Origin of the sequence: Amphritea balenae (genome assembly GCF_003858655.1) — a bacterium.
GTDB lineage: Bacteria > Pseudomonadota > Gammaproteobacteria > Pseudomonadales > Balneatricaceae > Amphritea > Amphritea balenae.
The window spans coordinates 478,194-491,584 of the sequence record NZ_RQXV01000001.1 but is presented as its reverse complement, the minus strand read 5'-3'; the positions used below and the strand labels follow the sequence as shown (position 1 = coordinate 491,584).

9 protein-coding genes are annotated in these 13,391 nt (G+C 48.7%); 4 read left to right on the top strand and 5 right to left on the bottom strand.

Features of this window, described 5'->3' with window-relative positions; translation table 11 throughout:
• Nucleotides 1–252: 252 nt before the first annotated feature.
• The 5 genes from EHS89_RS02270 to EHS89_RS02250 form a co-directional block, all read right to left on the bottom strand.
• Nucleotides 253–1,197 carry a homoserine kinase gene (locus tag EHS89_RS02270; RefSeq protein WP_124924478.1) on the bottom strand — a complete coding sequence of 315 codons (945 nt, stop codon included), beginning with the start codon at nucleotides 1,195–1,197 and terminating at the stop codon, nucleotides 253–255.
• Between the two features lie 56 nt (nucleotides 1,198–1,253).
• Nucleotides 1,254–2,222, bottom strand: a complete 969-nt coding sequence (gene lipA / locus EHS89_RS02265) for a lipoyl synthase (RefSeq protein ID WP_124924477.1) — start codon at nucleotides 2,220–2,222, stop codon at nucleotides 1,254–1,256.
• 136 nt (nucleotides 2,223–2,358) lie between these two features.
• Nucleotides 2,359–3,474 carry a glycine cleavage system aminomethyltransferase GcvT gene (gene gcvT, locus EHS89_RS02260; protein ID WP_124924476.1) on the bottom strand — a complete coding sequence of 372 codons (1,116 nt, stop codon included), beginning with the start codon at nucleotides 3,472–3,474 and terminating at the stop codon, nucleotides 2,359–2,361.
• 264 nt (nucleotides 3,475–3,738) lie between these two features.
• A complete protein-coding gene (locus EHS89_RS02255) occupies nucleotides 3,739–5,124 on the bottom strand; it encodes an alanine/glycine:cation symporter family protein (RefSeq protein ID WP_124924475.1) in 1,386 nt (461 codons plus the stop codon).
• 603 nt (nucleotides 5,125–5,727) lie between these two features.
• A complete protein-coding gene (locus tag EHS89_RS02250; protein ID WP_124924474.1) occupies nucleotides 5,728–6,363 on the bottom strand; it encodes a helix-turn-helix domain-containing protein in 636 nt (211 codons plus the stop codon).
• A gap of 508 nt (nucleotides 6,364–6,871) precedes the next feature.
• Here EHS89_RS02250 and EHS89_RS02245 point away from each other — a divergent pair.
• The 4 genes from EHS89_RS02245 to gcvP all read left to right on the top strand — a co-directional run bounded on the left by EHS89_RS02245 (nucleotide 6,872) and on the right by gcvP (nucleotide 13,147).
• Nucleotides 6,872–8,251: an L-serine ammonia-lyase gene (locus EHS89_RS02245; RefSeq protein ID WP_124924473.1), complete on the top strand. Its 1,380-nt coding sequence runs from the start codon at nucleotides 6,872–6,874 to the stop codon at nucleotides 8,249–8,251.
• A 59-nt stretch (nucleotides 8,252–8,310) separates the two neighbouring features.
• A complete protein-coding gene (locus tag EHS89_RS02240; RefSeq protein WP_124924472.1) occupies nucleotides 8,311–9,615 on the top strand; it encodes a serine hydroxymethyltransferase in 1,305 nt (434 codons plus the stop codon).
• 91 nt (nucleotides 9,616–9,706) lie between these two features.
• Nucleotides 9,707–10,096, top strand: coding sequence for a glycine cleavage system protein GcvH (gene gcvH, locus EHS89_RS02235; RefSeq protein WP_124924471.1), 390 nt, complete (start codon nucleotides 9,707–9,709; stop codon nucleotides 10,094–10,096).
• A gap of 156 nt (nucleotides 10,097–10,252) precedes the next feature.
• Nucleotides 10,253–13,147: an aminomethyl-transferring glycine dehydrogenase gene (gene gcvP / locus EHS89_RS02230; RefSeq protein WP_124924470.1), complete on the top strand. Its 2,895-nt coding sequence runs from the start codon at nucleotides 10,253–10,255 to the stop codon at nucleotides 13,145–13,147.
• The last annotated feature ends 244 nt before the right edge of the window (nucleotides 13,148–13,391 follow it).

The window sequence follows — 13,391 nt, the reverse complement described above, 5'->3', positions numbered from 1 at the left end:
TTAAAAAAAATAGGCTGAAGTATGCAAGGGGGCTGCTAATAATGCGGGCGCCTTAAGGCTTCCGCATTATTAGCGATAGTGCTTCTGGTAATTAAACCGTTCTTTGGGTCCAGTGGAGTACTGTTTAACTCGTTTTGTAAGGCATTTGTAATGCCAAAAAGAGGGCTTTTATATACCCTGGTCTCCTTCGCTAATGAGCTGAAGGCTTTAATATATCTGGTGGAGGGTTCTAACTTGCAAGCTGAAGGCTCTTTAACTAGCTAGCTGAAGGCTCTGACTCTCGCCCAGTAACTCAAGAAGTTGCATCTTTCCTTGTGGGTCTTTACGGGTCACCACTTCGCCGTCTTTAGGGAAGTGGATATCTCTGAGTCGCGATAGCCAGAATCGCATCGCAGCGACTTGTAGCATGGCACTAAAGCTCTTTTGCTCTTGTGCATTCAGCGGACGAACACTCTGATAGCTATCAAGAATCAGCAAGGCTTTATTAAAGTCATATTGCTGTGTTGCTTCGTCGTAGCACCAGGCGTTTAGTGTCACACAAAGGTCATAAAGGAAAGGGGCGGAGCAGGCATGATAGAAATCGATCAGGCCGCAAAGCTTGTCACCTTCAAACATCGCATTATCAGGGAACAGATCCGCATGAATCGGGCCGGTAGGCAGTGCTGCCCACTGGATAAGCCCGGTCTCCATCAGGTTGTGTTGCAACAACTGCTTTTCGGAATCCGTAATGTGCGGCATTAACAGACCGCCTAACTCAGCACACCACTGATGAATATGGATAAACTGATCGGCCGGCTGCTGTGACGCGAGTTGGTGCATACGTGCCAGTGTCAGGCCTATGACACTGGCTTGTTGGTCATCGGGTTGTTTGACAGGGCTGCCTGACAAACGTGACATCAGTACTGCTGGCCGCTGATTCAGTTCACCAAACAAGTGACTGTCATTGAGATGAACCGGGCTGGCACAGGCTATACCGTTCAGTGACAATTGCTCGATAAAGTTAAGAATGAAAGGTAGCTGGTCGGTCGAAACCGACTCCACCAGAGTCAGAACGTATTCACCTGCGCTGGTAGTGACAAAGTAATTAGTATTTTCTACGCCGGCTTCAATGCCCTGGAAACTGACCAGTTCGCCAACAGAATACTGCTGCAAATAAGTTTCAAGTTGTTCTTGGGTTACCGGCGTGTAGACAGACATTTGTCAGATCCTTTCCTTTGCTGCCGGTCATGGACCGGCCTGTTAATCAGTTTCTCTTATCCTGCGTGCTGTACTACAGCTGTTTTACTATCAGCGCTTTTGGCTTGTAAATCTGCATGATACGAAGACCGTACCATCGGACCACTGGCAACATTTTTGAAGCCCAGCTCATAGCCGATCTCTTCATACTCTTTAAACTCTTCCGGGGTGACATAACGCTCTACCGCAAGATGATATTTAGTCGGTTGCAGGTATTGGCCGATGGTGATCATATCCACCTCATTGGCCCGTAGGTCCTGCATAACCTTAATAATCTGTTGTTTTGTTTCGCCCAGTCCCACCATCAGTCCTGACTTAGTATCCACTTCTGGATGCAGGCGTTTAAACTGGTACAACAAATTCAGGGACCAGTGATAGTCAGCACCGGGACGTACTTTTTTATACAGATCAGGGACTGTTTCCATATTGTGGTTTAGTACGTCGGGCACATGCTTTGAAAGATTTTCAAGCGCGATATCCATACGACCACGAAAATCCGGAACCAGTATTTCTACTTTAAGTTCGTCATTCACAGCACGAGCTTCTTTTACACACTCGGCGAAGTGGCTGGCGCCGCCGTCTTTCAGGTCGTCACGGTCAACCGAAGTAATCACTACATAGCGCAGACCAAGTTTACTAATGGTGCTGGCTACGTTTTTAGGCTCGTCCTGATCCAGCCCCATCGGGCGACCATGCGCCACATCGCAAAACGGACAACGACGTGTACAGATCGCACCCATAATCATCAGAGTGGCTGTTTTGTGGCTAAAGCATTCCGCCAGATTAGGGCAGGATGCTTCTTCACAAACAGTGTGTAATTTAAGATCACGCAGCTGTTTTTTTACTTTTTTCACATTGGCATTGGAGCGTGAATCGATGCGGATCCATTCCGGCTTACGCAAGCGCTCACGGGTTGGGTCTGGTTTTTCCCGCAGACGGGACATTTTAGATTCACCTTTCAGCTCTTTTAATGGAATCATCTCCATAAGGGCCACCTCCAAATCATTAATAGCCAGTAAAAAAAGGAAGAGCCGGTTATCTCATAAAGAGTACTTTAACCGACTCATCTGTATAACAGTGTCAGAGACCAGAAATTATGGTCTCTGTGTTTACCGGGCTGAATTAACCGCGGTAGTAACGCTGCTCAATGAATGGTGCTTTAGAAACAACCATTGGCATCTGCTTACCGCGGACCAGAGCATATACTTCAGTCTCTAGCGTCGCATACTCAGTTGCGACATATCCCATCGCAACAGGAACGCCAACGGTTGGGCCGAAGCTACCGCTGGTAACTTCACCGATCTTAACGCCATCAGCATTAACCAGTTCAGCGCCTTCACGAATAGGTGCTTTGCCTTTTGCCAGCAGGCCAACACGCTTACGGGTGTAGTTCTTGTTAGCGATCTGATCGAAGATCTTTTCAGCGCCAGGGAAACCACCGGCACGCTCGCCGTCAGCTCGACGGTTCTTGCTGATCGCCCAGATCAGGCTGCCTTCAATAGGTGTTGTTTCCTGAGTCAGGTCGTGACCGTACAGGCACAGACCGGATTCCAGACGCAGTGAATCACGGGCACCCAGGCCAATGAATTCTACCTCAGGTTGTTCCAGGAACAGGCGGCACAGACGCTCAGTTTCTGAAGCAGGAATGGATATCTCGTAACCATCTTCACCGGTGTAGCCTGAACGGCTTACGAAGCAGTCAACGCCATCGATAGCGATGTGACGTGAATCCATGAATACCATATCGTTTACAGCAGGGCAGATGCGGGACAGTGCCTGTGCGGCTTCAGGACCTTGCAGGGCTACCAGAGCACGATCATCAAGGACTTCCAGCTCAACACCTTCACCCAGATTTGCGCGCATGTGAGCGATGTCCTGCTCTTTACAGGCAGCATTGACAACGACATACAGGTGGTCGCCATAGTTGGTAACCATCAGGTCATCCATAATGCCGCCGTTTTCATTGGTGAACACTGCGTAACGCTGTTTGCCGGCAGGCAGATCGATAATGTCGACTGGTACCAGTTTTTCCAGGGCGGCTGCTGCATTTTCACCGGTCAGAATAACCTGACCCATGTGAGAAACATCAAACAGACCTGCGTGATCACGGGTGTGAAGATGCTCTTTTTTAACGCCCAGCGGGTACTGAACTGGCATGTCGTAGCCTGCAAATGGCACCATCTTGCCGCCAAGTTCAACATGCAGGTCATAGAGGGGTGTTTTGTTCAGTTCGGACATTGTCTTCTCCATCGTTTCTGAGCGGTACCTTCATAGGGTTAGTCAGTACCGCGATGTTCTTTGCTTACCGGATCTATGTAGATAGCTTCATATACCCAGACAGGTTGTGGAAAAAGCTCTGTGTGCAGCAGCAACCTTTTCGACAAACAATCGATTAAATAAGAATCGTTTGAAAGATTATTTGTAACTAGTAATAAGTGTAGTAAGGGAAAGGCTCCCGGACTGAACCGCGAAGTGCCCAGGAGCCTTTAAGACTTTTAAGTATTACTTAGCAGCGTTGCTTTCTACATCAGCAGGAGCACCGTTGCGGGCAAAGAACTCTTTAGTCAGTTTGAATACCACTGGGCTCAGCAGAGCCAGTGCAATCAGGTTAGGTATCGCCATCATTGCGTTCAGGGTATCCGCTACCAACCAGATGAAGTCCAGGCTAACACCTGCACCTACTGGTACCAGAAGGATCCAGATTACACGGTATGGAGCAATTGCTTTAACGCCAAACAGGAATTCAATACAACGCTCGCCGTAGAACGACCAACCGATAATGGTAGTGAAAGCAAAGATTGCCAGAGAGATAGCTACCAGGTAGTTACCTACACCAGGCAGAGCCTGAGCGAACGCTGCCGAAGTCAGAGCTGCACCGGACACTCCAGATGTCCACTCACCGGAGGTAATGATTACCAGACCAGTAATAGAACAGATGATGAGAGTATCGATGAACGTACCCAGCATTGCTACCAGGCCCTGACGTACAGGATCTTTAGTTTGTGCCGCCGCGTGAGCGATAGGCGCAGAACCCAGACCTGCTTCGTTAGAGAATACACCACGTGCTACACCGAAACGGATTGCCATCCACACAGCGGCACCAGCAAAGCCACCTTCAGCTGCAGATGGGGTGAAAGCGTGGGTGAATACCAGATCAAGAGCAGCAGGGATCGCATCAGCATTAATCGCCAATACAACAAGACCTGCGGTCAGATAAGCGATCGCCATCAGAGGAACCAGAGCACCGGCAACACTACCAATACGCTTGATACCACCGATTAGCACAGCGCCAACCAGAACCATCAGAATAACGCCGGTTACCCAAACGTTTACACCGAAGTTTGCGTGCAGTACGTCTGCAACAGAGTTGGACTGAACAGTGTTACCGATACCGAATGCTGCAACAGCACCGAAAATGGCAAACATTGTACCCAACCACGCCCATTTGGAGCCAAGACCGTTTTTGATGTAGTACATCGGGCCACCAACGTGGTTGCCTTCTTCATCTACTTCACGGTACTTAACAGCCAGAACGGCTTCGGAGAATTTGGTAGCCATACCCACCAGGGCAGTACACCACATCCAGAACAAAGCACCAGGACCACCCAGGAATACGGCAGTTGCCACACCCGCGATGTTACCAGTACCAACTGTAGCTGAAAGAGCTGTCATCAGAGCCTGGAATGGTGAAATTTCACCTTCCTTCTCTTCGCCCTTCTTAGTATTGCGACCTTCAAACAGTAGCTTAAAACCTGTACCTAACTTAAGGATAGGCATCAGGCGTAGGCCAAGCATCAAGAACAGACCAACACCAAGGATGAGAACGAGCATTAACGGGCCCCAGACAATGCCGTTAATTTCGCCGATTATAGTGGTTAACGTTTCCATAAAACCTAGACTCCCAGAGGATTTTTTATTGTTATTGCCTGACTATTCCCAGAGGGTTGAATAGCCGACTTCTAAGGAAATATCCGGTAGACAGATGAGTCACCTCGAAACCCTGTTTATCAAAACTACCCTTGTGAGGAGTTAGAGAAACAAGAAAACGACAAGGGGAATATATTTCCAATAGGAAACAAAGCTAGACGATTGAGAAACTTAATGCAATAAAAAAATGCGTAAACAGGAAAGAAAGTGTCGTTCACAAATAGATCGAAATTAGTAAAGTAGTTGTTCGATAAGGGGTTTTTAGGAAAATGAAGTTCTGGTCATATTTTGTTCATATTGGAAACAAGGTATCGGAACGGCTCTGAGCGTTGTTGTGTGATTTTCCTGACGTAGCTATAGCCATTATTCGGCTGTAAGTCGAACGGCCAGTTAACTGGCAAAGCCTACGAGCCTCTTTATGAATGTAGGGGTAAAAGGAAGGTTAGCGCCGTGTGTTGAGCTGCAGTGGATAAATGTATGTCGGACAAAAAAAAAACCGCCAACAGGCGGTTTAAAGGGTTTTGATTGTTAAGCTAGCTGATAGGCACAGTATGGCGACAGCTCTTAAGCGGTAACCCAGAGGATGACTGCGTCTTCTTCGCTGGTAGAAACCAGTGCGTGGCCCATTTCACAATCGTAATAGGCACTGTCACCAACACTCAGTTCAATTGGCTCGTAAAACTCGGTATAGAACATGATGCTACCACTGAGAACGAACAGAAACTCTTCGCCATCGTGGCGTACCCAGTCTTCGTATTCGTCCCAGGAGTGAGTGCGTACCGTTGTTTTGAACGGTATCATTTTCTTGCTGCTGAGCTGAGTTGCTAAGAGTTCATGCTCATAGGTTGGTGTTGGATGGGGTTTGCCTTCACCGCAGCGGGTAATATCCCGACGGCCGCCGCTGCCGGGGGCCTTTTTGGTCGGTTGGGTAAACAGCTGGGGAATATCAATGCCCAGGCCTTTAACCAGTTTGTTGACAGCGGTAAAGGTAGGAGAGATTTGCTCATTTTCAATTTTTGACAGAGTAGAGCGGGCCAGGCCTGTGCGCTTGCTGGCCTCTTCTAAGGTCAGATTCTGGCTGAGTCGAATCTCCCGAACTCGTTTTCCCAGTTCAAGAGGTTCCACCATTGCTTCTGCATTGTCCCGGGTTACCGAGAAAAATTGCTGTTCTTCCTTAAGGAATGATGGTTTGTCTGACATCGGACTACTCCATGGTGTTTCTGTCGCCACTGTGACGGCCTGTGTAACGATAGTTGATTCCAATTCTACCAGTTTACTAGTGCAGGATCCTGATCCTGTAGTTATACCTAAGCGCTGTATATTTGGGTTGTTCAGATGCGACAGCCAGTGAAGATATTAGGTCACTGTGATATCTGACTCTGATTACGCGCCAGCAACAGGTTTCCAAAAAGAAATAGGTTATATAGCTAACATATTGTTCTGTCGTACAAATCCGCACTATTACTGCCTTTAATACTACACAAGGGGTTGGGGCTTGCAAGGAAGAGCTGCTACAACTGCAAAGATATCTTATTGAAAATAATGTTTCCTATAAGAAACTTTTTGTTGATTTTGGAAAAAGTCGCTGCTAATCTGAAATCAAGTTGCTGGTTAATTGATCAACGCCTGTACCAAAAACAGACTCTGATCAACTAACCTTAAGAGCACATAATAAGAAAAGCGGATAACCGCGGTGGAGAAGCTGTCAGTGCCTTTAAGTATTTTTGATCTCTATAAAGTTGGTATCGGTCCTTCCAGTTCTCACACAGTGGGGCCGGTAGTGGCAGCAAACCGTTTTCTTGATGAGCTTGAAGAGCGTGATCAGTTGGATCAGGTTACACAGGTTAAAGTAGGTCTGTATGGCTCTCTGGCAATGACCGGTAAAGGTCATGCAACAGATGTTGCCGTCATGGTTGGCCTGTTAGGCGAGAAGCCTGATCTGGTTGATCCTGATATGGTGCCTCGCTATGTCGAACAGATTGAGCAGACCGGTCAGTTAAATCTGGCGGGAAAGAAGCTGATTGATTTCTGTCCGGAAACCCACCTTCCTTTTAACTTTGGCGAATCACTGCCAAAGCATCCGAACGGCATGCGTTTTCAGGCATTTGATGCAGCGGGTATCGTGCTGCATGACAATATCTTTTATTCCGTTGGCGGTGGCTTTGTACTAAGCGATGTCGAAGCGGATAAGCAGTCCAAATCTGAGCCTGCTTTTAAACTACCCTATCATTTCAATACCGGTGTTGAGCTGCTTGAGTTGTGCGAAGCAAACGATATGTCTATTGCACAACTGGTACAGGCAAACGAGTTGCACTGGCACACAGAGGAAGAGCTGAAAGAGCGGCTGCGTAATATATGGCAGGTGATGGACCGTTGTATCAAGCGGGGTTGTGGTGAAGAAGGCGAACTGCCTGGCGGACTGCATATTAAGCGTCGTGCCCATGAATTGTTTACAGAACTTAAAGATAATCCAGAAGCCGGTTTGCGTGACCAACTGACAGTAATGGACTGGGTTAACCTGTTCGCTATCGCGGTGAACGAAGAAAATGCGGCCGGCGGTCGTGTTGTTACTGCACCGACTAATGGTGCGGCGGGCGTAATCCCTGCGGTATTAGCTTACTACGATCGCTTTGTGCCTGGTTCAAATGAGCAGGGTATTTTTGATTTTCTGGCGACCTCTGCTGCGATCGGCATGTTGTACAAAAAGAATGCCTCTATCTCTGCAGCTGAAGTGGGTTGTCAGGGAGAGATCGGTGTGGCCTGTTCTATGGCTGCGGGCGCATTATGCGCTGTAATGGGCGGAACTACCCTGCAGGTAGAGAATGCCGCTGAAATAGGTATGGAGCATAACCTGGGGCTGACCTGCGATCCTATTGGTGGTCTGGTTCAGGTGCCTTGTATCGAACGAAATACCATGGGTGCGGTTAAAGCGATCAACGCTGCCCGCCTGGCCCTGCGTGGTGATGGTCAGCATCATGTTTCACTGGATTCAGTGATCGAAACGATGCGTCAGACCGGTGTCGACATGCAGGATAAGTATAAAGAAACCTCACAGGGCGGACTGGCGGTTAACGTCGTCGCTTGCTGATTCTTGCTGAACTCTTATTGAGCTCTTATTAGAACAACTGAACAAGAGAATAAAAAACCATGAGTAATTCTGAACTGTATCGCGGCGACGCGACATGCGAAGCTTTCTTTACCCAGGATCTGGCAGCACGTGATGCTGATCTGATGGCCGCAGTAAATGAAGAATTTGAACGTCAGGAAATGGGCATTGAGCTGATCGCTTCTGAGAACATCGTTTCTAAAGCGGTTATGGAAGCTCAGGGCACTGTATTGACTAACAAGTATGCTGAAGGTTACCCGGGCCGTCGTTACTACGGTGGTTGTGAGTACGCTGATAAGGCTGAAGGTCTGGCAATCGAGCGTGCTAAACAGCTGTTCAACTGTGAATTCGTAAACGTTCAGCCTCACTCTGGTGCTCAGGCAAACGGCGCGGTTATGCTGGCGCTGCTGCAGCCTGGCGATACTGTACTGGGTATGTCTCTGGATGCGGGTGGTCACCTGACTCATGGTGCACGTCCGGCACTGTCTGGTAAGTGGTTTAACGCTGTTCAGTACGGCGTATCTAAAGCCGACAACCGTATTGATTACGATGAAGTTGAAGCATTGGCGGTAGAGTGCCAGCCTAAAATGATCATCGCTGGTGGTTCTGCTATTCCTCGCGAAATCGATTTCGCCCGCTTCCGTGAGATCGCCGATAAAGTAGGCGCGTACCTGTTCGTAGATATGGCTCACATTGCTGGCCTGGTTGCCACGGGTGTTCACCCAAGCCCACTGCCATTTGCTGATGTTGTTACAACGACAACTCACAAGACCCTGCGTGGTCCTCGTGGCGGCATGATCCTGTCTAACAACCTGGATATCGGTAAGAAGATTAACTCTGCTGTATTCCCGGGTCTGCAGGGTGGACCTCTGATGCATATTATCGCTGCTAAAGCGGTTGCATTCGGTGAGGCGCTGCGTCCTGAGTTCAAGACCTATATTGAACAGGTTGTAGAGAACGCTAAAGTTCTGGCCAGCGTAATGGTTGAGCGCGGTTGCGATATCGTCACTGGCGGTACTGATACACACCTGATGTTGGTTGACCTGCGTCCTAAAGGCCTGAAAGGTAACGTCGTTGATGAGGCGCTGGAGCGTGCCGGTATCACTTGTAACAAGAACGGCATCCCGTTTGACCCTGAAAAGCCGATGGTAACGTCTGGTATCCGTCTGGGCACGCCGGCTGGTACCAGCCGTGGTTTCGGTACTGATGAGTTCCGTCTGATCGGTAACCTGATCAGTGATGTTCTGGATGGCCTGGCTGCTAATCCGGAAGATAACTCTAAAGTTGAAGCTGAAGTACGTGCTCAGGTAGAAGAGCTGTGTAAGCGCTTCCCTCTGTACAAGTAATCTTTTGTAAAACATTAATTAAGTTCAGGGTGGCAGAGTCCATACAACAGCTTAGTCACCCTATAAGCATTGATCTTAAAGGAAAATAATTATGAGCATTCCATCTAACTACCGTTTTGCACCAAGCCACGAATGGGTTCTGGATAATGGTGACGGCACAGTCACTATGGGTGTTTCTGATCACGCACAAGAGCTGCTGGGCGACGTAGTATTCGTTGAGTTGCCAGAAGTAGGCCGTGAAGTTGATGCGGGTGAAGAGTTCTCTCTGGTTGAGTCTGTAAAAGCGGCTTCCGATATCTATGCGCCGGTTGGCGGCGAGATTATCGCTATTAACGAAGCACTGGAAGATGAGCCTGAAACAGTAAACAGCGAGCCGTTCGACGGTGGCTGGATTGTTAAAATTAAGCTGGCTGATGCCGCTGAGCTGGATAAGCTTCTGGACGCAGAAGCATATGCAGCTACGATTGCAGAAGAGGCCTGATCTAAGCTGACAGTGGTTTCGCCGTAGGCGGAGCGACTGTCACTGTCCCCCGATCAGATCTTTTCGCGCAAACGCGGGGTGGTTGTGCAGGACCACCCCGCACCCAAGAATAATGATTAGTAGCTTCTGGCTGCTATGTTAGAACAGGTTATTGTTATGGCTAATGATACTCGCACACTGAGTGATCTTGAGCAGACTACGGACTTTACCCGTCGTCATATCGGTCCCGATGCAGAACAGACACAAGCGATGTTGTCTGATCTGGGCGTTAATTCAATTGAAGAGCTGATTACTCAGACCGTTCCCGATTCTATCCGCCTTGATGATGCACTGGCGATGGAAGATTCTCTTACTGAGACCGATGCACTGGCTTACCTGCGCTCTCTGGCAGACCAGAATAAAGTCAATAAATCTTATATCGGTATGGGCTATAACAATACCCAGGTACCGAACGTTATATTGCGTAACGTGTTTGAAAACCCAGCCTGGTATACAGCGTATACGCCGTACCAGCCTGAGATCGCTCAAGGCCGTCTTGAAGCGCTGCTGAACTTCCAGCAGGTAGTCATGGATCTGTCTGGTATGGATCTGGCTAACGCTTCTCTACTGGACGAAGCGACTGCTGCTGCAGAGGCAATGACTCTGTGCAAGCGTTCTAATCGCAAGAAGAGCGACACATTCTTTGTTGCTGATGATGTTCATCCGCAGACAATTGACGTTATTAAAACCCGTGCTGAATATTTCGGTTTCGATATCGTTGTGGGTAACCCTCATACAGATCTGGATAACTGTGATGCCTTTGGTGTGCAGCTTCAGTATCCGGGTACTTACGGTGATATCACTGATATCAAGACCCTGATTGAAAAAGCTAAAGGCCAGAAAGCAATGGTTTCCGTTGCCGCAGATCCTCTGGCGCTGGTATTGCTGAAATCACCAGGCGAGCTGGGTGCTGATGTTGTGTTGGGTTCTACCCAGCGCTTCGGTGTACCTATGGGCTTTGGTGGTCCACATGCGGCTTTTTTTGCTGCCAGTGAAAAACTGAAGCGTTCTGTTCCTGGTCGCATCATCGGCGTATCTGTTGATGCCAGCGGCAATCAGGCTCTGCGTATGGCGATGCAAACCCGAGAGCAGCATATCCGTCGTGAGAAGGCGACCTCTAACATCTGTACTTCTCAGGCATTGCTGGCGAATATGGCTTCTTTCTACTGTGTTTACCACGGTCCTCAAGGTCTGAAGACTATTGCCGAGCGCGTTCACCGTCTGACCGCTATTCTGGCAAACGGCCTGACAGCTAAAGGTGTCGCGGTTAACGATACATATTTCGACACCCTGACTCTGACGTTGCCAGAAACAGCTGCTGATGTTTATCAGCGTGCCTTGGATGCCGGTTGTAACCTGCGTCAGACTGCTGCAGATAAGTTGGGTGTTACGCTGGATGAAACGACTCGTCCTGCTGATATCGCACAGTTGTTAGATGTTGTTCTGGGCGAAGGTCATGGACTGTCTGTTGCTGACCTGGATGCTGAAATTGTGGCGGGTAGCGCAACCGGTATTGCGGCTGAGATGCGTCGTGAAGATGCGATTCTGACGCACCCGACGTTCAACAGCTACCACAGCGAAACCGACATGCTGCGCTACATGAAGAAGCTGGAGAATAAAGATTACTCTCTGGTTCACGGTATGATCCCGCTGGGTTCTTGTACCATGAAGCTGAACGCAACGGCAGAGATGATTCCGGTTACCTGGCCTGAGTTCTCCAGCATTCACCCGTTTGCACCTGCCGATCAGGTGAAGGGTTATCATAAGATGCTGAACCTGCTGGAAGAGCAGCTGGTTGAGATCACCGGCTACGATAAGGTTTCTCTGCAGCCAAACTCCGGTGCGTCCGGTGAATATGCTGGTCTGCTGGCGATCCGTAAGTATCAGGAATCTATTGGCGAAGGGCACCGTAATGTGTGTCTGATCCCTTCTTCTGCACACGGTACTAACCCTGCATCAGCAGCGATGATGGATATGAAAATCATTGTTACTGCTTGTGATGAGAAGGGTAACGTGGATGTAGCTGATCTGCGCGCTAAAGCAGAACAGCACAAAGATAGCCTGTCTTGTCTGATGATTACTTACCCATCCACCCACGGTGTGTATGAGGAAGATATCGTTGAGATCTGTGATCTGATCCACAAAAACGGTGGTCAGGTATACATGGATGGCGCCAACATGAACGCTCAGGTAGGTATTTCTAAGCCGGGTGTAATTGGTTCCGACGTATCTCACCTTAACCTGCATAAGACCTTTGCTATTCCTCATGGTGGCGGTGGTCCGGGTATGGGTCCTATCGGTGTTAAGAGTCATCTTGCTCCATTCCTGGCAAGCCATAAGGTGAGCCCGGTTGAAGGCCTTAGCACTGAGAACGGTGCGGTTGCTGCTACGCCTTACGGTTCAGCTTCAATCCTGCCTATCACCTGGATGTACAACCTGATGTTAGGTAAGTCCGGTCTTAAGAAGTCTACTCAGATGGCGATCCTTAATGCCAACTACATGACTGAGAAGCTGGCTGAACACTACCCGGTTCTGTACCGCGGTCGTAACAACAAAGTCGCGCACGAGTGTATCGTTGATATTCGTCCGCTGAAGGAAGCATCTGGTGTAACAGAAGAAGATATCGCTAAGCGTCTGATGGACTACGGTTTCCATGCGCCAACTATGTCTTTCCCTGTAGCAGGTACGCTGATGATCGAGCCAACTGAATCTGAGTCTAAAGTTGAGATCGATCGTTTCGTTGAAGCGATGGCTAACATCCGTCAGGAGATTGAAAAGGTTCAGTCTGGAGTATGGCCTGCAGATAATAATCCACTGTGCCGTGCGCCGCACACTCAGGCAGACATTATGACTGCTGAGTGGGATCGTCCTTATACCCGTGAAGAAGCGGTATTCCCGAATACTGCAACCCGCGAGAATAAGTTCTGGCCTATGACTAACCGGATCGATAACGTTTTCGGTGATCGTAACTTTATCTGTTCTTGTCCGGCTATTGAAACGTATATGGATTAATCGAAGCTGCCTGAGGGGCTGTAACTACGTTAAAACTTTTTTTAAGATGCTCACTTGCAGCAGCAAGCTGCGCTCTTTCAAAAAGTCTTGCCTTGTTCCAGCTCCCTCAGTTCAACTTCTTTATCTCTAGAGCGTTTGGGGCTGGCAGACATCTCTCCCTGCCAGCTTGCAAGTATTGAAATAGCTGTTGTACCAAATAGTTCGATTTGTAACGGTTGCTCTGACCTTGTTAGAGCGCCGTCTT

What these genes read in the sequence shown, in the direction of transcription:
- EHS89_RS02270 (WP_124924478.1), bottom strand. Translation starts at nt 1,197, where the DNA reads ATGTCTGTCTACACGCCGGTAACCCAAGAACAACTTGAAACTTATTTG.
- lipA (WP_124924477.1), bottom strand. Translation starts at nt 2,222, where the DNA reads ATGGAGATGATTCCATTAAAAGAGCTGAAAGGTGAATCTAAAATGTCC.
- gcvT (WP_124924476.1), bottom strand. Translation starts at nt 3,474, where the DNA reads ATGTCCGAACTGAACAAAACACCCCTCTATGACCTGCATGTTGAACTT.
- EHS89_RS02255 (WP_124924475.1), bottom strand. Translation starts at nt 5,124, where the DNA reads ATGGAAACGTTAACCACTATAATCGGCGAAATTAACGGCATTGTCTGG.
- EHS89_RS02250 (WP_124924474.1), bottom strand. Translation starts at nt 6,363, where the DNA reads ATGTCAGACAAACCATCATTCCTTAAGGAAGAACAGCAATTTTTCTCG.
- EHS89_RS02240 (WP_124924472.1), top strand. Translation starts at nt 8,311, where the DNA reads ATGAGTAATTCTGAACTGTATCGCGGCGACGCGACATGCGAAGCTTTC.
- gcvH (WP_124924471.1), top strand. Translation starts at nt 9,707, where the DNA reads ATGAGCATTCCATCTAACTACCGTTTTGCACCAAGCCACGAATGGGTT.
- gcvP (WP_124924470.1), top strand. Translation starts at nt 10,253, where the DNA reads ATGGCTAATGATACTCGCACACTGAGTGATCTTGAGCAGACTACGGAC.